The organism is Halorubrum sp. B53, from assembly GCF_059752395.1.
This window is the reverse complement of record NZ_MWTH01000005.1, coordinates 13,235-37,416: the sequence shown is the minus strand read 5'-3', so window position 1 is coordinate 37,416 and position 24,182 is coordinate 13,235. Positions and strand designations below refer to the sequence as shown.

28 protein-coding genes are annotated in these 24,182 nt (G+C 68.4%); 12 read left to right on the top strand and 16 right to left on the bottom strand.

Going from position 1 to position 24,182, the window contains the following annotated elements; translation table 11 throughout:
- Positions 1-17 precede the first annotated feature (17 nt).
- Entirely contained in the window at positions 18-1,445 is a 1,428-nt protein-coding gene (locus tag B4V06_RS03655; protein ID WP_498167524.1) for a cytochrome P450, read from the top strand.
- A gap of 3 nt (positions 1,446-1,448) precedes the next feature.
- Positions 1,449-1,661 (top strand): hypothetical protein, encoded by a 213-nt coding sequence (locus B4V06_RS03650; RefSeq protein WP_498167522.1) that lies wholly within the window; start codon positions 1,449-1,451, stop codon positions 1,659-1,661.
- 434 nt (positions 1,662-2,095) lie between these two features.
- Here the strand turns inward: B4V06_RS03650 and B4V06_RS03645 are convergent, their stop codons facing one another.
- Together B4V06_RS03645 and B4V06_RS03640 are read right to left on the bottom strand one after the other, a co-directional pair.
- Positions 2,096-2,680, bottom strand: a complete 585-nt coding sequence (locus B4V06_RS03645) for a 2'-5' RNA ligase family protein (RefSeq protein ID WP_498167520.1) — start codon at positions 2,678-2,680, stop codon at positions 2,096-2,098.
- A 3-nt stretch (positions 2,681-2,683) separates the two neighbouring features.
- The gene (locus tag B4V06_RS03640) at positions 2,684-2,887 is read right to left on the bottom strand and encodes a DUF7554 family protein (RefSeq protein WP_123113565.1); all 204 of its coding nucleotides are present in this window, start codon (positions 2,885-2,887) and stop codon (positions 2,684-2,686) included.
- 97 nt (positions 2,888-2,984) lie between these two features.
- Between B4V06_RS03640 and serB the strand changes: the two genes are divergently transcribed.
- The 5 genes from serB (at position 2,985) to B4V06_RS03615 (ending at position 6,621) form a co-directional block, all read left to right on the top strand.
- Positions 2,985-3,632, top strand: coding sequence for a phosphoserine phosphatase SerB (gene serB / locus B4V06_RS03635; protein ID WP_498167518.1), 648 nt, complete (start codon positions 2,985-2,987; stop codon positions 3,630-3,632).
- A 127-nt stretch (positions 3,633-3,759) separates the two neighbouring features.
- On the top strand, positions 3,760-4,590 hold the full coding sequence (locus tag B4V06_RS03630; protein WP_123113567.1) for a lycopene cyclase domain-containing protein: 831 nt from the start codon (positions 3,760-3,762) through the stop codon (positions 4,588-4,590).
- Positions 4,583-5,674: a Brp/Blh family beta-carotene 15,15'-dioxygenase gene (locus B4V06_RS03625; protein WP_498167516.1), complete on the top strand. Its 1,092-nt coding sequence runs from the start codon at positions 4,583-4,585 to the stop codon at positions 5,672-5,674. The genes B4V06_RS03630 and B4V06_RS03625 overlap by 8 nt, the downstream gene beginning before the upstream one ends.
- Before the next feature lie 72 nt (positions 5,675-5,746).
- Positions 5,747-6,340, top strand: coding sequence for a GNAT family N-acetyltransferase (locus tag B4V06_RS03620; RefSeq protein WP_498167513.1), 594 nt, complete (start codon positions 5,747-5,749; stop codon positions 6,338-6,340).
- Positions 6,337-6,621, top strand: a complete 285-nt coding sequence (locus tag B4V06_RS03615; RefSeq protein ID WP_123113570.1) for a DUF7861 family protein — start codon at positions 6,337-6,339, stop codon at positions 6,619-6,621. The genes B4V06_RS03620 and B4V06_RS03615 overlap by 4 nt, the downstream gene beginning before the upstream one ends.
- 70 nt (positions 6,622-6,691) lie before the next feature.
- On the opposite strand, the gene B4V06_RS03610 is transcribed toward B4V06_RS03615, so the two are convergent.
- Both B4V06_RS03610 and B4V06_RS03605 read right to left on the bottom strand, forming a co-directional pair.
- Entirely contained in the window at positions 6,692-7,579 is an 888-nt protein-coding gene (locus B4V06_RS03610) for a YkgJ family cysteine cluster protein (RefSeq protein WP_498167511.1), read from the bottom strand.
- 482 nt (positions 7,580-8,061) lie between these two features.
- On the bottom strand, positions 8,062-8,739 hold the full coding sequence (locus B4V06_RS03605) for a class I SAM-dependent methyltransferase (RefSeq protein ID WP_498167509.1): 678 nt from the start codon (positions 8,737-8,739) through the stop codon (positions 8,062-8,064).
- A gap of 115 nt (positions 8,740-8,854) precedes the next feature.
- Between B4V06_RS03605 and B4V06_RS03600 the strand changes: the two genes are divergently transcribed.
- Positions 8,855-9,298 carry a DUF2391 domain-containing protein gene (locus tag B4V06_RS03600; protein WP_123113573.1) on the top strand — a complete coding sequence of 148 codons (444 nt, stop codon included), beginning with the start codon at positions 8,855-8,857 and terminating at the stop codon, positions 9,296-9,298.
- Between the two features lie 28 nt (positions 9,299-9,326).
- Here the strand turns inward: B4V06_RS03600 and B4V06_RS03595 are convergent, their stop codons facing one another.
- Both B4V06_RS03595 and B4V06_RS03590 read right to left on the bottom strand, forming a co-directional pair.
- Complete coding sequence (locus B4V06_RS03595; protein WP_498168032.1) at positions 9,327-9,881, bottom strand: magnesium transporter; 555 nt, start codon at positions 9,879-9,881, stop codon at positions 9,327-9,329.
- A gap of 77 nt (positions 9,882-9,958) precedes the next feature.
- Complete coding sequence (locus B4V06_RS03590) at positions 9,959-10,531, bottom strand: magnesium transporter (protein ID WP_123113574.1); 573 nt, start codon at positions 10,529-10,531, stop codon at positions 9,959-9,961.
- Positions 10,532-10,636: 105 nt separating this feature from the next.
- Here B4V06_RS03590 and B4V06_RS03585 point away from each other — a divergent pair, with 105 nt between their 5' ends.
- On the top strand, positions 10,637-11,215 hold the full coding sequence (locus B4V06_RS03585; protein ID WP_123113575.1) for a DUF7090 family protein: 579 nt from the start codon (positions 10,637-10,639) through the stop codon (positions 11,213-11,215).
- Positions 11,216-11,228: 13 nt separating this feature from the next.
- Here the strand turns inward: B4V06_RS03585 and B4V06_RS03580 are convergent, their stop codons facing one another.
- Both B4V06_RS03580 and B4V06_RS03575 read right to left on the bottom strand, forming a co-directional pair.
- A complete protein-coding gene (locus tag B4V06_RS03580; protein WP_123113576.1) occupies positions 11,229-12,098 on the bottom strand; it encodes a DUF7089 family protein in 870 nt (289 codons plus the stop codon).
- Positions 12,098-12,187 (bottom strand): hypothetical protein, encoded by a 90-nt coding sequence (locus tag B4V06_RS03575; protein WP_425492680.1) that lies wholly within the window; start codon positions 12,185-12,187, stop codon positions 12,098-12,100. The genes B4V06_RS03580 and B4V06_RS03575 overlap by 1 nt, the downstream gene beginning before the upstream one ends.
- Before the next feature lie 145 nt (positions 12,188-12,332).
- Here B4V06_RS03575 and B4V06_RS03570 point away from each other — a divergent pair, with 145 nt between their 5' ends.
- Positions 12,333-12,782, top strand: a complete 450-nt coding sequence (locus tag B4V06_RS03570; protein WP_123113577.1) for a hypothetical protein — start codon at positions 12,333-12,335, stop codon at positions 12,780-12,782.
- 49 nt (positions 12,783-12,831) lie between these two features.
- Here B4V06_RS03570 and B4V06_RS03565 read toward each other — a convergent pair whose 3' ends face one another.
- The 4 genes from B4V06_RS03565 to B4V06_RS03550 form a co-directional block, all read right to left on the bottom strand.
- A complete protein-coding gene (locus tag B4V06_RS03565) occupies positions 12,832-14,013 on the bottom strand; it encodes an aspartate kinase (RefSeq protein WP_123113578.1) in 1,182 nt (393 codons plus the stop codon).
- Positions 14,014-14,267: 254 nt separating this feature from the next.
- Positions 14,268-15,047 (bottom strand): Zn-ribbon domain-containing protein, encoded by a 780-nt coding sequence (locus tag B4V06_RS03560; protein ID WP_123113579.1) that lies wholly within the window; start codon positions 15,045-15,047, stop codon positions 14,268-14,270.
- Positions 15,048-15,461 (bottom strand): DUF2073 domain-containing protein, encoded by a 414-nt coding sequence (locus B4V06_RS03555; protein WP_123113580.1) that lies wholly within the window; start codon positions 15,459-15,461, stop codon positions 15,048-15,050.
- A complete protein-coding gene (locus B4V06_RS03550) occupies positions 15,461-16,102 on the bottom strand; it encodes an Era-like GTP-binding protein (protein WP_123113581.1) in 642 nt (213 codons plus the stop codon). The genes B4V06_RS03555 and B4V06_RS03550 overlap by 1 nt, the downstream gene beginning before the upstream one ends.
- A gap of 1,391 nt (positions 16,103-17,493) precedes the next feature.
- Here B4V06_RS03550 and B4V06_RS03545 point away from each other — a divergent pair.
- Positions 17,494-19,218, top strand: a complete 1,725-nt coding sequence (locus tag B4V06_RS03545; protein ID WP_123113582.1) for a Cdc6/Cdc18 family protein — start codon at positions 17,494-17,496, stop codon at positions 19,216-19,218.
- A gap of 118 nt (positions 19,219-19,336) precedes the next feature.
- Here B4V06_RS03545 and B4V06_RS03540 read toward each other — a convergent pair whose 3' ends face one another.
- On the bottom strand, positions 19,337-20,425 hold the full coding sequence (locus B4V06_RS03540) for a S26 family signal peptidase (RefSeq protein WP_123113583.1): 1,089 nt from the start codon (positions 20,423-20,425) through the stop codon (positions 19,337-19,339).
- A 117-nt stretch (positions 20,426-20,542) separates the two neighbouring features.
- Between B4V06_RS03540 and B4V06_RS03535 the strand changes: the two genes are divergently transcribed.
- Positions 20,543-22,180: a DNA-directed DNA polymerase II small subunit gene (locus B4V06_RS03535; RefSeq protein WP_123113584.1), complete on the top strand. Its 1,638-nt coding sequence runs from the start codon at positions 20,543-20,545 to the stop codon at positions 22,178-22,180.
- Between the two features lie 190 nt (positions 22,181-22,370).
- Here the strand turns inward: B4V06_RS03535 and B4V06_RS03530 are convergent, their stop codons facing one another.
- Genes B4V06_RS03530 through pspAB form a run of 3 tightly spaced genes read right to left on the bottom strand, consistent with a single transcriptional unit; the run spans position 22,371 to position 24,182 of the window.
- The gene (locus B4V06_RS03530) at positions 22,371-23,006 is read right to left on the bottom strand and encodes an IMPACT family protein (RefSeq protein WP_498167500.1); all 636 of its coding nucleotides are present in this window, start codon (positions 23,004-23,006) and stop codon (positions 22,371-22,373) included.
- On the bottom strand, positions 23,003-23,572 hold the full coding sequence (locus B4V06_RS03525; protein ID WP_498167497.1) for a hypothetical protein: 570 nt from the start codon (positions 23,570-23,572) through the stop codon (positions 23,003-23,005). Before B4V06_RS03525 ends, B4V06_RS03530 begins: the two co-directional genes overlap by 4 nt.
- Before the next feature lie 4 nt (positions 23,573-23,576).
- Positions 23,577-24,182: a PspA-associated protein PspAB gene (pspAB, locus tag B4V06_RS03520; protein WP_123113586.1), complete on the bottom strand. Its 606-nt coding sequence runs from the start codon at positions 24,180-24,182 to the stop codon at positions 23,577-23,579.

Below are 24,182 nucleotides of genomic sequence, written 5' to 3'. Positions count from 1 at the left end.
GAGGCCCTGTTTCTCGTATGTCCGTCACGCCGCCCGGACCCATCGGCGACCCCGTCTTCGGCAACGGTCGCCAGTACGCCGACGACCCGTTCTCGTTCATGCGCGCCTGCGCCGACAGCTACGGCGACGTCGTCCGCTTCGACCTCGGCCCGCGCGAGACCTACCTCCTGACGAACCCCGCCGACATCGAGCGCGTCCTCGTCTCCGACGCCGACCGCTACCGGAAGCCGCAGTTCGGCGACGACGCCATGGACACCCTGCTGGGGAACGGCCTCCTCATGAGCGAGGGGGAGACGTGGCAGCGCCAGCGCAGGCTGGCGAACCCCTCGTTCCACAACCGGCGGATCGGGGCGCTCGCGGGGACGATGGTCGACCACACCGAGTCGCAGCTCGCCGACTGGAGCGACGGCGACGTCGTCGACATCCAGCTGGAGGTCGCGCGTCTCACCGTCAAGATCATCGTCTCGGCGATGTTCGGCGCCGACATCACCGACGAGGAGGTGAAGACGGTCCAGGAGAAGCTGGAGCCGCTCGGCGCGCGGTTCGAGCCCGACCCGCGCCGCTTCCTGATCCCGAACTGGGTGCCGACCCGCGAGAACCGCGAGTTCGACGCCGCCGTCGACACCCTCGAATCGGTGATCGACGGGATCGTCGAGCGCCGGCGGGGGACCGAGCGCGACCCGAGCGTCGACCCGGCCGGCCCCGAGGGCGTCGCCGTGAGAGGCCCCGCCGGGGACGGCGACGGCGACCTGCCGATGGACCTGCTTTCCGTCCTGCTCCGCGCCCGCGACCGCGGCGAGCAGACCGACGAGAACCTCCGCGACGAGCTGGTGACGATGCTGCTCGCGGGCCACGACACGACCGCGCTCGCGCTGACGTACACCTTCTACCTGCTCTCGAACCACCCCGAGGCGCGGGGGCGCGTTGAGGCGGAGGCGGAAGCCGCGACCGGTGGTGGTCGCGCAGCGGCCGACGCGACCGCCGCCGACGGCGCCCCGACCGCGGCCGACGTGCGCGACATGGACTTCACCGAGCGCGTGCTCAACGAGTCGATGCGCCTCTATCCCCCCGTCTACACCCTGTTTCGCGAGCCGAAGCTCGACGTGAAACTGGGGGGGTACCGGATCCCGGAGGGCTCCGCCCTCATGCTCTCGCAGTGGGTGGTCCACCGATCCCCGCGCTGGTACGACGACCCGGAGACGTTCGACCCGAGCCGGTGGAAACCGGAGCGCCGGAGCCAACGCCCCCGGTTCGCGTACTTCCCGTTCGGGGGCGGCCCGCGCCACTGCATCGGGAAGGCGTTCTCGCTGCTCGAAGCCAAGCTGATCCTCGCGAAGGTCTGCTCGCAGTACGAGCTCGACTACGAGGGGCCCGAGCTCTCGCTGCGCGGGTCGCTGACGATGCACCCGGACCACCCGGTGCCGATGCGCATTCGCGAGCGGTGAGGGATGGCGACCGACGAGCGGTCGTACTGTCGCCGCTGCGGCGAACCCCTCTCGCGGGGCGTCATCGCCAGCCAACAGCGCGCCTGCTGTCTCAACGCGACCCCCATCGCCGGCGTGTGTCCGACGCACGGCCCCGTCGGGCCGCACCACGCGGTCGACGAACCGAGCGAGAGCGACGACACTGGAGGTAGCGATGGCGGTAGCGAGCGGGAGTGACCGCCGACGACGACGTGCTATTTATAAATAGATCAGCGGTGGCGCACGCCTCCGAGCGGCCGCCCTCGGCGGCCGCGAGGAGCCCGTGCGAGGGAGTCGCTGGCGGCTGGCGCCGCCAGCGACGAGGCTGGGGAGGCGTGAGGTGCGGTTGCGGTGCGGTTCGGGGCGGGACTCAAAGGGGCAGCCGGCGAGGCGGGCGCAGGCGACGCAAGCACCGCAGCGAAGGAGCGGCAGCGACTGAGCGAGGAGCGCAGCGAGCGTGCGCCCGCCTCGCCGGCTGGGGCTTTGGATGTGTTCAGCGTTTAATCGAAGACATTCGCGTATCGCCGAGCGGCTGGGGCTTTGAAGCTGTTCGCCGACGATCCGCAATCAATTATTTATAAACGAGCGGCTGGGGCTTTGGCAGTGTTCGCCACCGATCCGCTAGCAACTATTTATAACTCGATAGTCGCGGCGACCTCGCGGAACTCGGGGTCGTAGAGGTCGAGCGCGTGGACACGCCACCGTATCGGGTCGATCTCCGCACCCACGAGGTCGGCGACGACGCCCGGCGACGGATTGCCGCCGCGAGCCAGGGTGACGTGCGGAACGAACTCCTCGCCCTCGATCCCCTCGATCGCGCCGTAGGCCGCACACAAGCGCTGATGGAGCCGCACGAGAACGTCGCTCTCGACGGCGAGGTACACCACCGGCCGCGAGCCGGAGGCGGGCGAGTCGAAGACGTCGACCCCGGTCACGGCGACGTCGAACGGGTCGGTCCCCGAAAGGAGGGGGCGGAGGTCCTCGCGCAGCGCCGCGAGCGCCTCGGGCTTGGGCGGCGTCGGTTCACCGCCGGGATCGGGGTCCGCGCGGCCGGAGCGAGCGCCGCCGGCGACGCGGTCCGGGACGTCCTCGACCCCGAGGCGCTTACAGACGAGGGTGTGTCGGTCGCGCACGCGGTCGAACCCCGAGAGTTTCGGGTGGAGATCGGCCGCAAGATCGCCGACCGCGGGCGGGAGCGGGACGTTCAGGCTGAACACGTCTCAGATCCGGTCGGTGAGCCGTAAGGCGATCAGGACGACGATCACGATGACGATCAGCGGGGAAATCGCGTCTACGATCGCGAACGTGAGGTCCAGCACCGCGCCGAGGATCTCCACGAGAAGCCACACGACAGCGAGTCCCAAGATCAGCTTCAGGAGGTCGTCGACGTCGACGTCGGCGCGGTCCGCGTCGGGTCTGTCCATGCGGAGACGACGACCGCGACGGGCAAAAAGACCACCGGGGGCGCGTCATCGTTGCGCGATCGGGTGTTTAAAAACGGCTCCGGGCCGAACGGAGTCCATGAGCCTCATCGCGTTCGACTTCGACGGCACGCTCTCCGACTCCGAGATGACGGTCCTGCTCGCTGAGCGGGCGGGCGTCGCCGACGAGGTGGCTGCGATCACGGAGCGGGCGATGAACGACGAGCTCAGCTACGCCGAGAGCCTCTACCGGCGGGCGGAGCTGCTCGGCGGGCTCGGCGAGGACGACGTCGCGGCCGCGTTCGACGAGGTGGCGCTCCGGCCGGGCGCCGGCGAACTGATCGAGCGCCTGCAGGCCGACGGCCACCACGTCGCGGTGCTCACGGGCGGGTTCGAGCGCGGCGTCGAGCGCGCGCTCGCGAAGCAGGGGGTGGCGGCCGACACGATCGTCGCCAACCGCCTCCCGATGGCGGGCGGGAAGCTCACCGGCGACGCCGAGGGGCCGCTCATCGAGGGGACCAAAGACGACGCGCTGGCCGATCTGGCCGACGACCTCGGCTACCCGATGGCCGAGACGGTCGCGGTCGGCGACGGCGCGAACGACCTCCCGATGCTGGAGGTCGCCGGGCTCGCGGTCGGATTCGTGCCGAAGGACGCGGTCCGCCCGGTCTGCGACGCCGTCGTCGCCTCCATGTTCCGGCTCGGGAAGGTGCTGGAGGGTCACGGCGTGCTGTCGCGCGAGGAGTAGACTCGTCGGCCGCCGATCCCCGGATGCGATCCCGCCGACCCTCGGGGACGACCACACTGTTTGGACTGGCCCTTAATAAGCGAGAGAGCGAACATGAACCCATGAACGCCGCCGGTGGGGTGATCGGATGCTACCGACGCTGACGTATCTCCAGTTCCACCTCGTCTTCAGCCTCCCCGTGGTCGCGGCGCTGTGGTACCTCGCGCCGCGGTACGGCGCCGTCCGCCGGCGACGCGCGACGGTCGGGATCGCGATCCTCGTCGCCATCGCGTACGTGTACACGACGCCGTGGATCAGCTACATGATCCGGCGGGGGGCGTGGTCGTACGCCGACGGCGCGGTGCTCGTCCGGGCGCTGTCGATCCCGCTCGGCGAGTACCTCTTCTTCGCCATTCAGACCGTCGTCACCGGGTTCGCGCTCCACCTGATCGGGTTCGACCCGACGTTCCGCGAGGGCGACTTCGACCGAGCGCCCCGGGTCGCCGGCGTCGTCGCCGGCGTCGCGATGGTCGTCGGCGGGCTCTGGCTCGTGACGCTCGACCCCTCGTACCTCTACCTCGGCGGGCTGATCGCGTGGGTCGGCCCCGTCTTCGCGCTCCAGTGGGCGGTCGGGGGCGGCTACCTGATCCGGACGCCGCGGATGTGGCTCGCCGCGACGCTGATCCCGGCCGCGTACTTCTGGGTGGCCGACCGGATCGCGATCGCGATGGGGACGTGGCGGCTTTCCCCCGAGCTCACGAGCGGGATCGCCGTCCTCGGGCTCCCGATCGAGGAGATGCTCTTCTTCGCCTCGGCCGGCGTGATGACCGTGAACGGGCTCGTCCTGTTCGAGTGGGTGCTCGACTGGAACGACCGCCGCGGGCGGCCGACCGAGTCGTCGACCGGGGCGTTCGGACGGGAGCCGGAGCCCGACTCGCCCGAACCGGAGCCGGAGTCGCTGGACCCCGTCGATGACTGAGGCCGCGACGCGCTCGGCGGCGAGACGCGAGACCGGAGCGATCGACCGCGGCGACCGCGCCCGGTCGGGGGTCGACCGGTGGTTCGCGCTGTACCCCGCACTGGCGCTCGCGGCGCTGCTGCCGGTCGGCGCCGTGACCCCCCTGTTTCCGGTCGAGGTCGGCGTCGCGACGTTCGCGCTCGGGACCCTCGTCGTCGGCATGGCCCACGGCGCGGTCGACCACCTCGTCCCCCTCCGAGCGGCGACCGACGTGTCGCTCCGGCGGTCGATCGCGGTCGTCTCCGTCGCCTACGCGGTCCTCGGCGGGGCGGTCGTCGCGGCGTTCTTCCTCGCGCCCGTGGCCGCGTTCGTCGGGTTCATCGCGCTCACGTGGCTCCACTGGGGCCAGGGCGACGTGGCGGCGCTCGTCGTGGCCGGCGTCGACCACCTCCCGACCTCGGCCGAGCGCTGGCTGAGCCTCGTCGTCCGCGGGGGGCTCCCGATGGGGGTCCCGCTGCTCGCGCACCCGGACGAGTACCGGCTGGTCGCCGAGTGGATCGTCGGCCTGTTCGTCGTCGACTCGGCCGCCGCGGTCGACCCCGTGTTCGTCCCGGAAACCCGGCTGGCCGTCGGCGCGTTCATGGTCGCCGCGACGGCGCTGTCGGTCGGGCTGGGGTACTGGCGGGTCCGATCCGGGGCCTCGCAACGCGGGTGGCTCCGCGACGTCGGCGAGGTCGCGGCGCTGTGGGCGTGGTTCCTGCTCGCCGCGCCCGTGTTCGCGGTGGGCGTGTACTTCGCGCTCTGGCACGCGCTCCGGCACGTCGGCCGGCTCGTGCTCGTCGACGAGCGGGCGGCGACCGCGATCCGCGACGGCGACGTGCCCGGCGCCCTCCGGCGGTTCGCGCGCGACGCCGCGCCGCTCACCCTCGGGGGGTTCCTCGTCGTCGGCGCGGTCGGACTCTCGGTCCCCGCCGGCGTCGCCGCCCCCGGCGACCTGCTCGGCGTGTCGCTCGTCGCCATCGCGGCCATGACGCTTCCCCACGTGGTCGTTGTCGCGTGGCTCGACCGGAAACAGGGCGTCTGGCGGCCGGGAGCGGCCGGATAGGCCGCGGCGGTTGGCCTCGGAGACGCCGACCCACCGCGCCGCTCTTGTCGGCCGAGAGCGTACCTTCGGAGGATGGACGAGATCGCGATCCGAGACCCGCGGCCGGGCGACGCCGACGAACTGGAGGCGCTCATCACCGAGCACTTCAGCGAAGGGAGCTCCTACGGCGTCGACCTCGGGATCGGCGACCCGACGTACCACGTGCTGGTCGCGGTGGAGGACGCGGGCGGCGCAGGGCCGGACGCGGGCGGAGATGTTGACGACTCGATCCTCGGGGTGATGGCGCTCCGCGAGTTCACGGATCCGGGCGCCGTCGCCGACGAGATGTACTTCTTCGACGACCCCAACCTGATCCCCGCCGCCGACCGGTACGGTCACCTGGAGATGGGCTACGTCCGGAACGGGGCCACCGGGCGCGGGATCGGGAGCCGGCTCCTCGGACGCCTGCACGGGATCGGCGCCGAACGCGGGGTCGACGTGCTCGTCGCGGACTCGTGGTATCACGGCGGCGCCGACTCCCCGGAGAAGCTGTTCGACCGCCACGGCTACGAGACGGTCCACCGCGAGCCGATCGACCGGCCCGCCGCGGAGTGCCCGAAGTGCGAGGTCGAGTGCACCTGCGAGGCGGCGCTCGCGGTGCGCCGCGTCGAGGAGGGAGCGCAGTGAACCACGACCGCGTCCACGCCCGGGAGCCGTCGCACCACGTCGACCGGTGGTCGGTCGGAGTGATCGAGTCGATCGACGAACGCGACGGGCACGCCGTCGTGACGGTCCGACCGGTCGCGTCGGAGGGCGAGGAGGGGGGTGGAGCCGGAGACGACGGCGACGCCCCCGTCGAACTCGTGATCACGCTCGCCGTCAGAGACCTGTTCGTGGGGCGGCTCCCCGTCGAGGACGGCGAGTCGCCGGTCGGCGAGCGCGCGTGGTATCGCAAGCGAGGCGGGTGAGCGCGGGCGAGAGAGCGCGGGCGAGAGAGGGAGCGCGACCGCCGGGACGGCACCGGATCCGTTCGCCCGGTCAGTCCCACCCCGGCGTCCCGGGGGCGCCGGCGTCGTCCTCCAGATCGCTGACTAGTCGATCGACGGCGGCCGCGTCGCGGTCGACGGCATCCCCGTCGCCGCCCGCGCGGTCGGTCCACTCGCGAACGGCGCGCCCCGCCCACGAGTCGGCCTCGCGGGCGCGGGCCCGGGCCTCGGCCATGCGGTCGCGATCGACCGACAGCGACCCCGGCCGCGAGCCGACCGCGGCGCCCGCGAACCGGGCGCGGTCGTCGGCGGTGAGCGAGTCGTTCACGATCCGGTCGAGGACGCCGTCGAGGTCGTCCGGATCGGGGTAGGCGAAGATCGTCGTCCCGAGCGCCTGCGGGCCGAACGCGGGCGCGGGGAGGTCGTCAGGCGGCTCGTCGTCGAGGAGGCGGTCGCCCCCGCCCGCGGCCTCGACGCGCTCGCACTCGGTCTCGGCGTCGAGTTCGAGGTTGTGTCCCGGGTACGTCGCGCAGGTCCGGGGGTACCGCTCCGCCCCGTGGATCCGGCACTGGAGCGTCGTCGGGTCGAGGAAGACGCAGGCGTCGAGCCAGCGAGGCCCCTCGGTGCCGATCGGCGCGACCGGCTTGGGCGGTTTCCGGAGGCCGATCATGAACACGGGGCGGTCGCCGGCGGCGGCGACGTCGACGCCGTCGACGGAGACGCGCGCGTCGGACTCGGCGGGCTCGAACAGCCGCGGGACGAGCGCGTCGCCGAGCCCGTCGTCGAGGAAGCCGGCGACCTCGTCGCGGGTGAGCGGGGCGAGGTCGTAGGTGTCGTCGAGCGGCGGGCGGTCGCCGGCGCGGTCGGAGCCGGCGGCGTCCGGATCGAGCGGCCGCCAGTCGACGCAGCAGCCGGCGCAGCCCTCGCAGCGGAGCTCCATATGATATCAGGTGTGGGAACGGTTCGCATAGTTAAAAGGGATCGGCGGGGTACGGGCCCACATTTATAAACAGAGACTAGTCGGCGCGCGCCTCCGAGCGGCCGCCCTCGGCGGCCGCGAGGAGTCCGTGCGAGGGACGCGGTTCGCGCTCTCTGAGCGCGAACCGCGAGGCTGGGGAGGCGTGAGGTGCGGTCGCTGCGCGGGTGGGACTCAAAGGGGCAGCCCGGAGGTAGGCGCAGGCGACGCAAGCACCGCAAGGAGCGAGTGAAACGAGCGACTGAGGAGCGCAGCGAGCGTGCGCCTACCTCCGGGCTGGGGCTTTGGAGGTGTGCACCGCAGAGTTGTCGACCGCGTACAGCCGAGCGGCTGGGGCTTTGGAGGTGGTCACCGTCGAACCGCTGGTAATCACTTATAAACAAACGGGGATGAACACGAGTGCTGTAGACGTCACAGGACCGCTGTATACTGCGTAAACGATCGATTCAGGGCGCGATACCGACCGTCAACAGCGTCCCCCACGTCCGGTAGCGGTCGACCATCGCCTCGCGGGAGTCCCAGTCGTCGGTGGGGAACGCGTCCGCGTCCGGGATCTCGATCTCGCGGTCGGGGACGTTGTCCTGACCGGCGACGTACAGCCCGGCGTCCCGGAACGCTTCGCGGTACTCCTCGCGGCTCCAGAGAGTCATCTCCACGGCGATGTTCTCCTGCCACGCGTGGGTCGATTCGCTCTCCGCGAAGTAGTTGACGGCGCAGTAGAAGGTGCCGCCGGGCTTCAGCACGCGCCGGATCTCCCGGAGCGTGTTCCGCGGGTCGGCCGCGTAGTAGAACGCCTCCATCGAGAAGACGTGGTCGAGCGAGTCGTCGGCGAAGGGGAGCGCGTCGAAGTCGCCGACGAGGAAGCCGACGGCGTCGTCGTCCGTGTAGCTCCGGGCGTTGCGGGCCATCTCCGGCGCGCCGTCGAGCCCGTACCCGCGGCCGATGCCCCGCTCGCGAAGCGCGCGGAGCGCGTAGCCGGACCCGGTGCCTAAATCGAGGACGGCGTCGCCCGCCTCGACCGGCATCCGGGCGAGCACGTGTTTCGCGGTGTGCCAGTGCCGGTCCTCCATCCCGCGGTCCTTCCCCGACGTCGCCCACTGGTCGAACTCCTCGCGAACGCTCATGGCGGGACGACGGGCGGACGGGTGAAAACCGATTCGGAGGGGAACGGCTCCCGGTCGCCGCGACGCGCGGCGGCAAAGCGTCGCCGTTTTATCGGCCGCCGTCCCTTTGGAGTGTATGAAACGCCCGCAGAGCCTCCGTCGGCCGAAGTTCCGGATCGCGGACTCCGCGCAGCAGGCGGTCGGCGGCTTCCTCCTCGCGGGCCCGTTCGTCGTCACCGGAGAGGTGTGGGACCTGGCCGCGGGGATGAACGCGATCCAAGGGGCGTTGACCGCCGGGCTCGTCGCGCTGATCGGGTACGCCGCGCTCTACCGGGCCGACACCGGCCGCGACCCCGAGGTAGAAAAGGAGATCGCCGGGATCCCAGCCCGGTTCGTCTCGCTGATGATCGTCGCGTTCGGCTCCGTGACCGTCCTCGCGGTGCTGTTCGACGCGCCGGACACCTTCCTCATCCAGCAGGGCGTGACGGGGACCGAATTGTTGGTGACCACGGCCAAGGCCGTCTCCGTCAGCGCGGTGTTCAGCGTCGTCGGCGCCGCGACCGCCGACAGCGTGTTCTGAACTCCCACGATGACAGCGCCTTCCGAGCTCACACGACCACGGAGACGACCGCGAAGAGGATCAGGACGCCGGCGATGTCGCAGACGTTGGTGACGACGGGGATTGTGGTGTCGTCGGGGTTGAACCCCATCCGGTAGGAGATCTCCACGGCGGCGACGCTGGTGACGACGACGAGGACGGCGAGGAGCATCCCGGAGACCAGCGAGACGAGGAGCACCCGCCCGAGTCCGAGCGTGCCGCCGAGCGCGACGCCGATGGCCCACGCGGCGACGCCGACGACGCCGAAGACGGTCCCCGCCAGCGCGAACACGGCGCCGGCGTTCGCCCTGAGGTCGGGGTTCGACGGGTCCAGCTCGTAGGTCCCGAGGTAGAGCTGGGTGGTGAGCCTGGAACAGGTGATCGAGGCGAGGTTCCCGGCCGTGCCGATCTGGACCGGCACCAACACGAGCAGTGCCGGGTTGCTGACGAGCACCGCCTCGTACGTCTCGAGGACGGTCCCCGAGACGAGCTGGAGCACCGACAGCGCGGCGAGGAGCGGGATCATCGTCCGGACGATCCGGCGGATCGACCACTCGTCCCTCATCGTCGTCTCCGAGGCGGACGCCGAGCGGCCCCCGAGGTCGGAAGCGCTCCCGTCGCCTCCCCCGCCGCCGGAGTCGGTCACAGCACGACCCCCACGATGTAGATCCCAACGAGGAGGAAGAGGACTCCGAACACGTCGCCGAGCGTCGTCACGACCGGCCCGATCACGTTGTCCGGGTCGAGCCCCCGGCGGTAGCCGACGAAGATGACGGCGATCAGCACCGAGATCATGAGCACCGCCGAGAGGAATCCCGCGACGACCATGATCCCGACCAGCTGGAGGAGGTTCCCCTCCGTCCCCAACAGCGTCAGCCAGAGGTAGGTGACCACGGCGATGAACACGGAGACGGTCATTCCGTTGATGAACGAGGCGAGGATCGCATTCCTGAGGCGGCGGTCGAGGCGGAATCGGGGCTCGATGAGCCCCTGGTGGAGCCCGGTCGAGAGGCGGGCCCCGAGCGAGCCGTACACGCCGCCGCGGGTCGCGAGGAACGCGGGGAGCAGGAGGAGGAGGCCGGGGACCTCCGAGATGCCGGCGCGCATCGTCTCGGAGCCGAGGATGGTCCCGGCGAAGAGCCCGGCGACGAGGCTGACGAGGATCACCGGCAGCGCCTGTCGGTAGACGTCGCGCGCGGTGTCGTGGCCGGGCATCGTGTGTGCGAACGCGAGGGGGAGTCAAAAAACCGGCCGGCCCCGTCGGCGGCGACCGACCGACGCGGCCCGCACCGTTAAGTCGGTCGGGGGGTTTCCGATCCCATGGACTACTCGCTCGCCATCGAGAACGGGCCGGAAACGATCCCGGGCGGCACCGGGCTGCTGCTCGTCCACCCGAGCATCGGCGAGACGGACCGGATCGACACCGACTTCCTGAAGACCGACACCGACGCGTTCCTCGTCGTCTCCACGCGCACGACCGCGCGAGAGGTCGAACAGAAGCTGGAGTACTACGACGTCGACGAGACGAAGGCGACCATCCTCGACACGCTCTCCGTCGAGCGCGGCTACTCGCGGCGCTCCAGCGACGACGTGTTCTACGTCTCCGCCCCCGACGACCTCGACGGCGTCGTGGACCGGGTCGAGCGCTTCCTCACCGAGAACGAGGGGAAGCGGCGGGTCTCGGTCGACTCGCTCACCGAGATGGCGTACTACGCCGACGACGACGCGGTGTACGAGGCGGCCGCTGAGATCCTCGACCTCCTCGACGAGCACGACGCGGTCGGGATCTTCCACCTCTCCGAGGAGGTCCACGAGGTCGCGACGCTCGACCGGTTCCGCGACCTGTTCGAGGGCGTCATCGAGCTCGACGGCGAGGGCAACGTCAGCTTCGATATTTAAAAACGAGAGCCGGTCAGCCGTCGGCGTCGACCATCGATTCGAACGTCTTCTCCGCCCACTTCACCGCGTAGGGAGCGCCGCGGTCGCGGTAGGCGGCGGTGTCGAGCGCGGCGAACGGCGCGGGGAGGTCGAGCCCGTGGCGGACGGCCGAGCAGGCGTACTCCGTCGCGCTCGCGAAGTCGGTCTCGCCGCGAGCGACCTCGCCCGAGAGGTCGCCGAGCCGTCCCTCCAAGCGGTCGCCGGCGTCGACCCACGCGTCGAACAGCCGCGGGTGGCGGCCCTCCCACGACGCGAAGGCGTCGCGGGTGTACAGCCCGACCCACGCGTCGAACAGCGCGGCCGCGACCTGGAAGACGTCCGTCGGGCCGTATCCCGTGGTCGAGGCGCCGGTGTCGGGGTCCGGGCGGCGGATCGCGGCGTCGAGGTCGCGATAGCGCTCGCCGAAGAACGGGAGGAAGCTCTCGGGGAGCCAGTCAGGGGGAGCGTCGTCCGGAAGCGATCCGGGAGCCGGTGAGACGCCGATCTGGACCAACCGGTCGGCGACCAGGAACGCGAGGAAGTCGTCCGGCGTCCCCTCCGCCCGCTTCTTGACGAGCACCGCTTGGGGGTCGGTCTGGGTCGACCGGACGACGGTGCCGTCGCCGGGGAGCCCGACCGTGAATGCGGGACCGGCGTACTTCCGGAGGAGCTCCGGCACCTCGTCGGGGAGCCACTCCCCGGGGAACGACGCGGGCGAGAGCCCGTCGACGAACAGGCCGAGGTCCTCGGCCGCGGCCGGCGGGAGCGTCTCGAAGTCCGCGTCGACGTCGATGACGGGTGACCCGGGCGCGTGCTCCTCGCGGACTGCATCGAGGTCGGCGTCGAGCGGCCGGGACGAGAACATCAGCCGAGCACGTACGAGAGGATGATGAGTACCGACAGGGCCGCCGACACGCCGATCGTTCCGAGCACGATCGTGGTGGATTTGCTCATGTCGAACCCTGAGGCCGCCGGTCGTTTAAAACTATATTACTTCGGGCGGAAGGCGGGACGCTTCGAGCGGAAAGTGGGCGACTCCCGACGAAGCGCGGGACCCGAATGCCAGCGGGTTTATACGGATTCGTCCGGTAACCGTGGTATGCGGATTCGTGACGCACTCGAATCGGACGCCGAGGCGCTGGCATCGGTGACCAGTCGGCCGGAAGACGTCGTGAGAAACATGATCCACGACCGGTCGGTTCGAGTCGCGGTGGAAGCGGCCGGCGACAGCGACACGGCCGGCGACAGCGACGATACAGAGGAGGTGGTGTGCGGCTTCGTCGCCTTCGATGTCCGCGGCGACACCGTCCACGTGACCGACTTCGACGGGAACGGGTCGACGATCGAACGGCTGTTCGAAGAGCCGCGACGGTTCGCGCGCCGGGAGGAGATGGGTGTCGAGGTCGTCGTCCCGAACGACGAGGCGACCGGCGAGGTGATCGAGGCCTCGGGGTTCGAATCCGCGGGGAGGGGCCCGCGGTTCGAGGGGCGACGGACCACTCGGTACCGGATCGAGTTCGGGGAGTTGGACGGTCGAAAGAACGAGTGAGACGAGTTGGACAAGTGAGTCGAGCGAGATGCGTGAGACGAGTGAGTCGTCAGTCGAACCGCTGTTGAACGATCTCGAGCGCGTCCTCACGGTCGTCCCAGTCGACGAACACCGCGACCGACGTCGCGCTCGTGATGAGGTCGATGATGTTGATCCCGTCCTCGGCCAGCGGGGCGATGATGTCCTGGATGACGCCCGGCTGGTTGGGGAGCTCGCCGCCGGTCACCCGGATGACCGCGATCGGGTCGGCGACGGTCACCGACGAGAGCGTCTCGTCGTCCACGACGGCCTCGTGGAGCAGCGCCTCGGCGGTTTCCGCGACGTCGACGTCGACGTAGAACGTGACCGAGTCCATGCCGGAGGCGACCGCGTCGATGTTGATCTCCTCCTCGCGGAGGGCGCTCGCGAGCTGCGAGAGGATCCCGGGTCGGTTCCGGATCGCGCGCCCGGCGATGGTGAGACACGCGAGCGGCTCCTCGCGCATGTCGATCAGGTTCTCGAACTGCCCCTCGATGCGAGTCCCCCCTCTGAGCAGGTCGCCGTGTTGGTAGTGGACGACCCGGACCGAGAGGTCCTCGTCCTTGTACGAGAGCGCCGACGGCGCGACGACCTCGGCGCCGCGGAAGGAGAGGTTCCGCAGCTCGTCGACGGTGATCCGACCGACGTTCCGCGCCCCCTCGACGACGCGTGGGTCGCCGGTCATGACGCCCTCGACGTCGGTGACGATCACGACCTCGTCGGCGTCCATGTAGTTGCCGAGCATCACCGCGGTCGTGTCGGAGCCGCCCCGGCCGAGCGTCGTCACGTTGCCGTCGTGGTCCTCCGCCAGGAAGCCGGTGATGATCGGGACGACGCCGTCGAGCCGCTCCGCGATGGCGTGCGCGCGCTTCTTCGTCTCCTCGACGTCGACCTCGCCGAGCTCGTTCGTGATCACCGGCCAGTCGGGGTGTCCGGGTTCGAGGAAGACGGCATCGATATCGCGGACCGAGAGGGCCGCCTTGAGCATCCTGACGCTAGTGCGCTCGCCCATCGAGACGATCTCGGCGCGGTCGGCGTCGTCCGTCTCGAAGGTGATGTCGTCGAGGAGGTCGTCCGTGGTCGATCCCATCGCGCTCGCGACGACGGCGATCTCGTGGCCGGCCTCGACCGCGTTCGCGACGGAGTCGGCCGCCCGCTCGATGCGGTCGCCGCTCCCGAGGCTCGTCCCGCCGAACTTGGCGACTACGCGCATACGTCCACCTCGTCGCGAGCGTTCGGGTCGGGTTCGTCGCGTCGGATCGAACGAGAGACGGCTCGAGATCGCGAAGTGAAAGCGTGATCAGCGGACATAGGCGGCCGTAGCGGAGGAAGCCGCATAACTGTGTTCACTTCGACAATGGTCGCCCGAATGTACAGTTCGGCGAGAACCACGGCTCGGGAGTTCCGGCCGGCGGGGGCGTTCGTCGAAACTGCCGGCGGGGGCGTTCGTCGAAACTGCCGTTGGCGTCACTCGTCTTGAATGCCCCACGCGTCGGGCATTTCGATGACGTAGCGCCCGTCTTCCTGCAGCGAGATGATGTACTCCTGACGGTCGTACAGCTCCATCAGGTTGAGTTCGTACTTCCCCGGACTCACGATCCGAATGCTCTCGAACTGCTCGTTGAGCTCGTCGCGGAGTTCGCCGATATCGGGACGGGGGCCGTCCGGATCGGCGGAGCCCCGAGCGTCCGCGTCGGAGTCGGAGTCGACGGGGCGGCTCGCCCGGTCGAGTTCGTCCGGCGAGACGACGTCGGATCGAGCGCTCGCCTGCGCGACGTCCTCCTCGTCGCGTTCGCGGACGTGTTCGGTCCCAGTCGTCGAGTCGGTCGGTTCGGACGGTTCCGCGTCGGAAGGCGTCGGGTCTGCAGCGGCGGAAGACGGCTCGGTATCGGAGGTCGAAGTCGGATCGGTGGCGGTCGGCTCGCTCGCGTTGGCGGCCTCGGTTGAATCGGCCGACGCTGGGGACGACCGCTCCGTCGCATTCGAGTTCGAGTGGTCGGATGGGGTTGACTGCTCGGACGGGGTTGACTGCTCGGATGGGGTTGACTGCTCGGATGGGGTTGACTGCTCGGACGGGGTTGACTGCTCGGACGGGGCTGACTGCTCGGACGGTGTCGACGGTTCGTCCGTTGTCGCGCCCGCGGGTTTAAATTGGAACTTGTTCCCACCGCAGTCCGGACAGCCCGAGAGCATCTCCTTCGACCCGTCGGGGAACGTCCGGCCGCAGGTGGTACACTGGTGGGGCATTTATTTGCGGGAGACGAGGGTGCTGATGAGGTTCTCGTCTTTGTGCAGCGTCTCGATCCGGTTGGCCGGCCCGATGACGGTGAGCTTCTGGGCGGACTTTCGACCCATCAGCTTATCGAGGAAGCTCTGGTCGCCCGTCTCCGCTTTCGGGTACGTCTCGATCTCGATCCCCGTGAAGTCGTCCGGGCTGATCTCGGTCATCGTCACCTCGATCAGCTTCGACTCCTCGTCGGGAGAGAGCCCCTCCTCTAAGATGACGATGTTGCCGTCGCGGACGCCGTCGAGGATGAGCCGGATCTTCTCCATACCGGTGAGCCCTTCCATCCGGGCGCCGCTGATCATGTCGATCCGGACGCCGTCGCCGGGGTCGTCGGAAGACGCGTCGCCGTCGACGTCGGGAGTCGGTCCGGGCATCAGCCGAAGTACTCCGCGATTTTCGTGTACACTTCGTCCATGTTCTCACCTTCGAGCGCCGAGAGCGGGATCGTCTCGTGTTGCGGAAAGGCGTTGGCGATCTGTTGGACGTCCGATCCGGGAAGGTCCGTCTTGTTCGCGAGGATAAGCGCCGGGAGGTCCTGCGACTCGATGATCCCGATGAGCATCGTGTTCACCTGCGTGAACGGGTCGTTGGTCGAGTCGAGCACGTAGATGACGCCGTCGACGTCCTCACGGAGCCAGTGCATCGCCTCCGCGACCCCTTCGGTCGCCTCGCGGGAGCGACGCACCGCGTCGTCCTTCTCCATGTCGTGGTCGAGGAACTCCTTGTAGTCGACCTTCGTCGTCACCCCCGGCGTGTCGACGATGTCGATCGTGACCTTCCGTCCGTTCCGCTCGATCTCGACGTTCTCCTTGCGCCGAGCGCGTCGAGTCTCGTGCGGGATGTGGCTCTCAGGCCCGACGGCGTCACCCGTCCAGTCGCGTGCGATCCGGTTTGCGAGGGTCGTCTTTCCGGCGTTCGGCGGTCCGTAGATCCCGATCCGCTTGGGCTCGTCGGCCGCGAACAGCCCGTCTGTGACCCGTGATATGCTGTCTTTGAGATTCGTGAGCAGTCCCATCCTGACCTCCAATCCTGGTTTCTCCCGAACGAGCCGTGTCGCGTGCTACCGCCCGATCCGGCCGCACCCGGCGTTCGTTCGGGGAATTACGATAGAATCCACGCCCCTCTCACTTAAGAACTGCGTCAGACGTTCAGATCGGCCGATATTGAGCGCGTACAGTTTTGAGCCGCTCGAAATGGCATTCATTTCGAATCCCGGAAACGTATTGTCGGAGCCGAAGGGGGCGACGCGAGACGAAGCGGTCGAGGTATGCCGGAAGGGTGGTCCACATATGAGGTGTTGACACATTACAGACACAGGTCTTGGGAGGCCGTCTGTGACGGCGGTATAAGGGTAAAGCCTCGTATTTCGATGTATCACCACCGACGGGAGCCGGGTTCGGCGAGACAACCTCGTCCGACAACAGTCCATCTCTCTAAGGGGAGCTGTGGGTGACCGGTATCGCAGACGGCCCCCGCCTGAGCTCGCTCGGTTTGCTTCCTCCCCCACCCCTTCGTTTCAACTGGAGACGGGTGATGATGTGGGTGGGGTGGTGGTGATGGTTCGGGGATCAGGCCGATCTATATTTTATTAGTGCCTGGAGACACTAAAATAACCACAAAACAACAACAATAATCTGGGATGGATTGTCGAGGGTACTGTTGTACAGTCTACAATATAAATTCTTCTGTTTCATATTCATCCCCTGGACCACCCCTACCCACCAAATTCGCGTTCCACACGAAACAAAGGGGTGGGGGGGTTCGGGGATCCAACTTCCGTGGGGGTGGGGGGGTTCGGGGATCCAACTTCCGTGGGGGTGGGGGGGTTCGGGGATCCAACTTCCGTGGACCGGACCAAACGCCGAACCGTCCCAGTCTGAGATACCGATAATCAACAGGCTCATCGACGTCTAACGAGCGACTGAACTGCCAAAATCACGCTCTATAGTCCGAGTCGTTCCTCAGCATTCCCGCATCCAACCTTCGGTTCCGGTGCATCGAACCGATTCGACGTGTCCGTCGTTTTGCACCGTCTGATATCCGTACCGCGCTCGATTCACCGTGAGAATTTCGTTTTGACGAATCGGATCAGCTGCTTCGACTCATCTGTCGGCTGCACGTCTGCCAGCTGCACGTCTGCCGGCTGCAGTATCAACTGACTGCGCCATCTGCCGACGAGCCAGTTCGACCGTGCCGACGCGGCCGGAGGGCCGTCGACGATCCCGTCAACTGACGGTGCGTTTCGAGTCCGGAGAGCAACACTTTTGTACCGCCTCTTCATCTGGTTCGACTGCATCAACTGGACATCACTGGACACGAATAGTGCCGGATGTCAACGTTTCAGGACGGAACGCGGCGCACCTCGCCCTCTCGTGGCGAATTTCCACCTGAAACAGGGGGGTTCATATGGACGAAGGAGAGCACACATCGCAGGCGGGCGAATCGGGGGATAGCGGCGGGGAAACCGATGACCCGTTCACGACCGATGAGGAGCTCGACGATCCGCCTTCGAGTTCGACGGCCCACGAAACAGGCCTAGACCGCGAGAACATCGACAGCACCGGGTCGGACAGTACCGTCGGCACTGACGCCGGTACCGGACCGGATCCCGACACCGACGCCGGGACTGAAGGAGATGTCGACACTGAGGTAACTACCGACACCGACGTCGACGTCGGCAGCGGCGGACGCGACCGTTCTACCCCGGACGTCGACTTTGACGGCGTCGTTCTCGACGACGAGGACGACAATCAGGGCCTGTTCGACGACCTCCTCTCCGGCGAACCGATCTTCGAGAACAAGGAGGTGCTCCGGCCGTCTTACACTCCGCACGAACTCCCGCACCGAAACGACCAGATCAACCGAATGGCGACGATCCTCGTCTCGGCGCTCCGCGGTGAGACGCCCTCCAACATCCTCATCTACGGCAAGACGGGCACCGGGAAGACGGCGTCGGCGAAGTTCGTTTCACAGGAGCTCGAATCGACTTCACAGAAGTACGACGTTCCCTGTGAGGTCGAGTACATCAACTGCGAGGTGACCGACACGCAGTACCGCGTCCTCGCGCAGCTCGCCAACACCTTCATCGAGAAGAACCAGCAGGTCATCGCCGACCGCCTCGACCGCTGCCGAGAGCTCAGGTCCGAGGCGACCGACGACCCCGGAGCGCTCGCGACCACCGAGTTCGCGACGCTCGACGATCTCGACGCGCGGATCGACGAGCTCGAGACCGACGCGGAGGAGATGGAGGAGGTCCCGATGACCGGGTGGCCGACCGACCGGGTCTATTCGACGTTCTTCGAGGCGGTCGACTACCACGAGCGCGTGGTCGTGATCATGCTCGACGAGATCGACAAGCTCGTCGAGAAGAGCGGCGACGACACCCTGTACAACCTCTCGCGGATGAACTCCGAGCTCGACCGGTCCCGGATCTCAATCATGGGGATCTCCAACGACCTGAAATTCACCGACTTCCTCGATCCCCGCGTCAAATCCAGCCTCGGCGAGGAGGAGATCGTCTTCCCGCCGTACGACGCGAACCAGCTCCGGGACATCCTCCAGCACCGCGCTGACATCGCGTTCAAAGAGGAGGCGCTCACCGACGACGTGATCCCGCTCTGCGCGGCGTTCGCAGCCCAGGAGCACGGGGACGCTCGGCGCGCGCTCGACCTCCTCCGGACGGCCGGCGAGCTCGCCGAGCGCTCTCAGGCCGAGATCGTCGCGGAGAAACACGTCCGACAAGCGCAGGACAAGATCGAGCTCGACCGCGTCGTGGAAGTCGTCAGAACGCTCCCGACCCAGAGCAAGATCGTCCTCTTCGCTGTCATCCTCCTCGAGAAGAACGGCGTCCACAACATCAACACCGGCGAGGTGTTCAACATCTACAAGCGGCTGTGCGAGGAGATCGACGCGGACGTACTTACGCAGCGCCGCGTCACCGACCTCATCAGCGAGCTCGACATGCTCGGAATCGTCAACGCGGTCGTCGTCTCGAAGGGCCGGTACGGCCGCACGAAGGAGATGGGCCTCTCGGTCCCGGTCGAGGAGACCGAAGCGGTGCTGCTGTCCGATTCCCGTCTCGGCGACATCGAGAACGCCCAGCCGTTCGTTCAGGCCCGATTTGACAACTGACGCGTTTTCCCCACCGGCGACGTCGCTCGATCAGTCTCTTTGAGTATCGGCTCCTTTGGCCGGCTGTTCTCGTCAAACGACTCTCGTCAAACTGACTGTTCTCGTCGAACGGCTGATTTCACGCGGACGCGCTCGCGATCGAACCTCCACCCGAAACTGTGGGCTTCGAGAACTCATCGCTCGCGGCCGCGGAGTCCTCGGTTTCACCCACCCTATCGACCGCCTCCGCCGCGACGGTCGTCGCGAGCACGTCGCTCAGCTCCGCCTGCCCACTCGCGATCAGCCGCACGTATCCGAGATACGGGACGCGAACCCGGGCGACGCCGGTCACCCACTCGGCCTTGACCGGAGGCGCGAGCCCGTTGGCTTGGTCGTACGCGCCGTTGTTGTCGCCGAGCGTGATGAACCCGTCGTGGGGGGCCGGACAGTGCCTTAGGTCGGCGCACCCCGCCGCGCCGTGGTACTCGTCGTCGGCCCGGTCGTACCAGTTTTCACCTTCCTCGACGTGGAACATGGCCCGGTGAATGATCGGTGAGGCCGTCCGTCCCGGCGGCCGGTATATCACCACTGACCCGTATGATCCGAACGTCCGGTAATCGGCGGCCCGCCCGTCCTCGTACGTTACCACGCCGACGTCGTTGTTCGCCGCGTCGGGCGCGAGCCGCCCGGGCTCCGTCACGAAGACGAGGTCGCCGACCTCCATGTTCGGCTCCATGCTCCCGGACTCGACCGCGACCATCGGCGGCCACACCCCGCTAATTCCGAACAGGATCAGCCCGATCACCAGCACGATTGCGACGCTGGAGAGCATTTCCCGGATCCACATCAACGCGCCTTCCTTGTCGTGACGGAACCGATAGGCGAGCCCCTTCGTTTCGGTTGGAGCCGGCCCCTCGCGAGTTCGCTCCGCGAATCCACTCCCGCGGTCGTCGTCTCCCGAAACTCCTCCTCCCTCGGACGGTTCGACCGTCTCGGGGGTATCAATCGGGTCGGGCTCGTCTATCTGTCCGGATCTATTCGACTGTTCGGTCCCATCAGTCCTCTCGGGATCGTCGACTGGTTCGGGATCGTCGGTCGATTTGGACGCGTCGGCCGATTCGGACGCGGCGACTGAGTCCGTCTCGTCGCGGTCGTCTCCGCTCGCGCCCGACGCCCCGCTTCGCTCGGCCGGATCACCGTCTGTCTCCGGCCGATCCCCTTCGTCCATTACGTTCGGGTTGACGGGTTTCGGTGATAAGCTTCCGGGTCACAGCTCCCGTCCGCCCGGCGGACGGCGGACCTGTCCTCCGGAACCGTTTTGAGCCGCACACTCCTCTCGACTGTCGTGCCGCTGGAGTCGAACGCCCGAATCGTCAAGGAGCTCGCCAGGCGGGGATACAACGCAGAGCGAGAGGCGGTCACCCTGCTGGCGAGCGCCCCTGACTCCGCGACGGCCCTCGAACGCGCCGTCGACCGCGCGCCGGACGACGCCCTCCGCATCACCGCCGAACAGGTCCGCGCGGCGGTCGGTTCGGACGGCGTCGCCGACTCCGAGACGCCGGCCCGTTCCGGCGTCGACTCCGGACCCTCGACGGACTCAACCCCCGACGCAGACCCTCCAACCGGAGGATCTCCAGTCGAAACGGAGGGGTCCGGGGGAACCGACCGCGTCGCATCGACCGACGAGCGTTCCGATCGCGGCTCCGCGGAGCCCGGCGGCGAGCGCGACCGGAGCCGCGAGGACGGACCCTCCCGGAGCCCCGACCGCGACCCGGAGCTCCGAGAGCTCGAGGTCGGCAACGACATGACCGGACGGAGCACCGGGACCGGCGAGTACGCCGACTTCGTCCGGACGTTCCGCGACCGCTACGAGCGCCTCTCGAAGATCCTTCGGGGCCGCGTCAACCACCGTCCGGCGGAGGCGATCGCGGACATGCCCGGCGGCAGCGACGCCGCGATGATCGGGCTCGTCAACGACGTTCGCTCGACCAAGTCCGGCCACTGGCTCGTCGAGCTCGAGGACACCACCGGCACCTTCCCGGCGCTGGTGATGAAAGACAAGGGGCTCGCCGACGTCGTCGACGAGATCCTGATGGACGAGTGCGTCGCCGTCGAGGGAACCCTCGCCGACGACTCCGGAATCCTGTTCGCCGACTCGCTGCACTTCCCGGATGTCCCGCGAACCCACCGGACCGGCGCGGCCGACCGCCACGTCCAGGCCGCGCTGATCTCCGACGTCCACGTCGGCAGCGACGAGTTCATGGCCGAGGCGTGGCACCGCTTCACTGACTGGCTCCACACGCCCGAGGCCGAGGCGGTCGAGTACATCCTGCTCGCCGGCGACATGGTCGAGGGCGTCGGCGTCTACCCAGATCAGGACGAGGAGCTGGAGATCGTCGACATCTACGACCAGTACGAGGCGTTCTCGGAACACCTCAAGGAGGTGCCGGCGGACACCGAGATCGTGATGATCCCGGGGAACCACGACGCGGTCCGGCTCGCGGAGCCGCAGCCCGGGTTCAACGACGAGATCCGCGACATCCTCGACGTCCACGACGCGCAGGTGGTCTCGAACCCCGCCACCGTCAGCGTCGAGGGCGTCGACGTGCTGATGTACCACGGCGTCTCTCTCGACGAGGTTATCGCGGAGCTCCCCGAGGAGAAAGCGAGCTACGACGAGCCTCATAAAGCGATGTACCAGCTCTTAAAAAAGCGGCACGTCGCCCCGCAGTTCGGCGGGCACACCCGCGTCGCTCCGGAGGAGCGCGACTACCTCGTCATCCAGGACGTCCCGGACGTGTTCCACACCGGCCACGTTCACAAGCTCGGGTGGGGGAAGTACCACAACGTGCTCGCGGTCAACTCCGGCTGCTGGCAGGCCCAGACCGACTTCCAAAAATCCGTCAACATCGACCCCGACGCGGGGTACGCGCCCATCCTCGACCTCGACACGCTGGAGATGACCGTCCGGAAGTTCGCGTAACGGTCGCGGCCTGCTTATCCGGTCCGATCGGCCCGACGTTCAAATCGGATACCGCCTCCAACTCCGCCCGTGACGTGAGCGCTGCCCGCGGCGCACTGGGCGGGAGCGCGACGCACCGCCGTGGGACCCCTCCGTTTCGACTCCGTCGCCTGTTCGCCGTCCGAGTCCTACTCGCCGTCCATTTCCCGGTCTACCGATCGATCTCGACCCGTCCGCTCGTCGCGCTGTTGAGCCGTTCGACCAGGTCGTCGACCTCGGCTGTCGGGACGCGCAGGTCGAACCGCACGCGCTCGTCGTAGTCGGCGTCGAACTCGACGCCGGCCGACTCGATCACGCCCCGAACGGTCCCGGAGTCGTCGTAGGCGGTCTCGACGACCAGCCGCCGGTGCGGCCGCTCCTCGACGACGCCGGCCTCGTCGACTCCCTCTTTCACCGCCCGCGAGTAGGCGCGCGCGAGCCCGCCGACCCCGAGGTTCGTCCCGCCGTAGTAGCGAGTCACCACCGCGACGACGTTGCGGATCTCGCGCTGCTGGAGGACGTTGAGCGCCGGCTTCCCGGCCGACCCGGAGGGTTCGCCGTCGTCGGAGGAGTACTCGCGGAGCATGACGTCGCTCCCGGGAGTTCGCTCCGACGCCGCCCCGGCCGGCACCCGGTACGCCGGCACGTTGTGGGTCGCGTCGTCGTACTCGTCGCCGACGCGCTCGATGAACGCCTCTGCCTCGTCGACGCCGTCGACCGGGGCGACGTGGCCGAGGAACTCCGATCCTCGGACCTCGAACGTCGCGGTCGCGGGCTCCGCGACCGTCAGGTAGGCGTCGTCGGTCATGAGTCGGACCGTCCGTTGGCGGGTTCGTCACTCGCTGTAGGTTCGTTACTCGCCGCAGGTTCGTCATCCCCGGGGGGATTGTCGCCCTCGGTGGTCGATTCTTGCCGCCGTTCGAGCACGACGCCCGTCGGCGGGGCGAGTCGGTAGAGGGCGAGGAACGCGCCGACGCCGACGAGCTCCGCACCCTTCGCGACGATCGCCAGCGGGTTGCTCGCGAGCGCCGACCCGAACGCGGCGCCGTACCACCCGACGTAGCCGAGGAGGAACGCCGAGAGGGTGCCGGCACCGAGCGCGTACAGGCGCCGGTACTCCGGCGCGCGCAGCGTCGCGACCGCGACGGCGACGGTGAACGCGCCCCCCAGCAGGAACACGTACGGTCGCGGATCGGCCGGGTCGCCGAGCCGCGGCCACGCCCACAGCAGGTGGACGGCAGCGCTGAGCGCCGCGGTCTGTACGGCGACACCCCGGAACACTCGCTTTCCCAGGGCGTCGCGGTCGCGGTACTCCCTGCTCGAGGAGTCGGTACCGGCGCCGCCGTTCGGTTCCCCCGCTGTCGACCCGCTCATCGGATCATTCCCACGGCCGTTTCCCGGACGCGTCCGGCCACAGCGGGTACCAGTACGACTCGTCGTCTTCGAGGCCGAGCTCCCCGTCGAGGACGGACTGGAGCTTGAACTCGACCTGCTGGTTCCGGTCGCTCGTCCCCTTCGGGGAGAAGGGGTAGTACGCGCCGCGCCGGAAGGAGTAGATCCAGTAGGCGTCCGTCTCTCCGCGTTCGAAGCCGAAAACCGCCGCGAGCAGCCGCGATCCGAACCCCTCCTCGATGAACTGGTCGGCCGCGAAGTGGACGCTGGTCACGAGGTCCTCGGGGTCGTCGTCCTCGAGGACGAACCACTGGTAGCCGTGGTCGTCCTCGTGGCGGTGGAACCCCGTTCCGGTCTCGATCTCGCCGGCTTCGAGGATGGCCTCGACCGTCTCGACGGCGTCGTCGAAGCGGGTGCTGTCGACCCCGGAGAAGCAGAGCGCGGCCTCCCCGCAGTGGTCGTAGCCGAGGTCGGCCTCCATCGTCATGTACGCGGTCGACATCCCGAAGAGGTCCTCGGGGTCGGCCTCGCGGGTCGCGTCCGTCTCGGCGCTCGTCCCGAGCACGGCGCGGATCGTGTCGAAGATGCCCAT

What these genes read in the sequence shown, in the direction of transcription:
- B4V06_RS03595 (WP_498168032.1), bottom strand. Translation starts at nt 9,881, where the DNA reads ATGAGGGACGAGTGGTCGATCCGCCGGATCGTCCGGACGATGATCCCG.
- B4V06_RS03570 (WP_123113577.1), top strand. Translation starts at nt 12,333, where the DNA reads ATGCGGATTCGTGACGCACTCGAATCGGACGCCGAGGCGCTGGCATCG.
- B4V06_RS03545 (WP_123113582.1), top strand. Translation starts at nt 17,494, where the DNA reads ATGGACGAAGGAGAGCACACATCGCAGGCGGGCGAATCGGGGGATAGC.
- serB (WP_498167518.1), top strand. Translation starts at nt 2,985, where the DNA reads ATGAGCCTCATCGCGTTCGACTTCGACGGCACGCTCTCCGACTCCGAG.
- B4V06_RS03655 (WP_498167524.1), top strand. Translation starts at nt 18, where the DNA reads ATGTCCGTCACGCCGCCCGGACCCATCGGCGACCCCGTCTTCGGCAAC.
- B4V06_RS03525 (WP_498167497.1), bottom strand. Translation starts at nt 23,572, where the DNA reads ATGAGCGGGTCGACAGCGGGGGAACCGAACGGCGGCGCCGGTACCGAC.
- B4V06_RS03580 (WP_123113576.1), bottom strand. Translation starts at nt 12,098, where the DNA reads ATGTTCTCGTCCCGGCCGCTCGACGCCGACCTCGATGCAGTCCGCGAG.
- B4V06_RS03530 (WP_498167500.1), bottom strand. Translation starts at nt 23,006, where the DNA reads ATGACCGACGACGCCTACCTGACGGTCGCGGAGCCCGCGACCGCGACG.
- B4V06_RS03555 (WP_123113580.1), bottom strand. Translation starts at nt 15,461, where the DNA reads ATGCCCGGACCGACTCCCGACGTCGACGGCGACGCGTCTTCCGACGAC.
- B4V06_RS03610 (WP_498167511.1), bottom strand. Translation starts at nt 7,579, where the DNA reads ATGGAGCTCCGCTGCGAGGGCTGCGCCGGCTGCTGCGTCGACTGGCGG.
- B4V06_RS03565 (WP_123113578.1), bottom strand. Translation starts at nt 14,013, where the DNA reads ATGCGCGTAGTCGCCAAGTTCGGCGGGACGAGCCTCGGGAGCGGCGAC.
- B4V06_RS03590 (WP_123113574.1), bottom strand. Translation starts at nt 10,531, where the DNA reads ATGCCCGGCCACGACACCGCGCGCGACGTCTACCGACAGGCGCTGCCG.
- B4V06_RS03575 (WP_425492680.1), bottom strand. Translation starts at nt 12,187, where the DNA reads ATGAGCAAATCCACCACGATCGTGCTCGGAACGATCGGCGTGTCGGCG.
- B4V06_RS03640 (WP_123113565.1), bottom strand. Translation starts at nt 2,887, where the DNA reads ATGGACAGACCCGACGCGGACCGCGCCGACGTCGACGTCGACGACCTC.
- B4V06_RS03625 (WP_498167516.1), top strand. Translation starts at nt 4,583, where the DNA reads ATGACTGAGGCCGCGACGCGCTCGGCGGCGAGACGCGAGACCGGAGCG.
- B4V06_RS03560 (WP_123113579.1), bottom strand. Translation starts at nt 15,047, where the DNA reads ATGCCCCACCAGTGTACCACCTGCGGCCGGACGTTCCCCGACGGGTCG.
- B4V06_RS03600 (WP_123113573.1), top strand. Translation starts at nt 8,855, where the DNA reads ATGAAACGCCCGCAGAGCCTCCGTCGGCCGAAGTTCCGGATCGCGGAC.
- B4V06_RS03605 (WP_498167509.1), bottom strand. Translation starts at nt 8,739, where the DNA reads ATGAGCGTTCGCGAGGAGTTCGACCAGTGGGCGACGTCGGGGAAGGAC.
- B4V06_RS03585 (WP_123113575.1), top strand. Translation starts at nt 10,637, where the DNA reads ATGGACTACTCGCTCGCCATCGAGAACGGGCCGGAAACGATCCCGGGC.
- B4V06_RS03650 (WP_498167522.1), top strand. Translation starts at nt 1,449, where the DNA reads ATGGCGACCGACGAGCGGTCGTACTGTCGCCGCTGCGGCGAACCCCTC.
- B4V06_RS03630 (WP_123113567.1), top strand. Translation starts at nt 3,760, where the DNA reads ATGCTACCGACGCTGACGTATCTCCAGTTCCACCTCGTCTTCAGCCTC.
- B4V06_RS03550 (WP_123113581.1), bottom strand. Translation starts at nt 16,102, where the DNA reads ATGGGACTGCTCACGAATCTCAAAGACAGCATATCACGGGTCACAGAC.
- B4V06_RS03620 (WP_498167513.1), top strand. Translation starts at nt 5,747, where the DNA reads ATGGACGAGATCGCGATCCGAGACCCGCGGCCGGGCGACGCCGACGAA.
- B4V06_RS03540 (WP_123113583.1), bottom strand. Translation starts at nt 20,425, where the DNA reads ATGGACGAAGGGGATCGGCCGGAGACAGACGGTGATCCGGCCGAGCGA.
- pspAB (WP_123113586.1), bottom strand. Translation starts at nt 24,182, where the DNA reads ATGGGCATCTTCGACACGATCCGCGCCGTGCTCGGGACGAGCGCCGAG.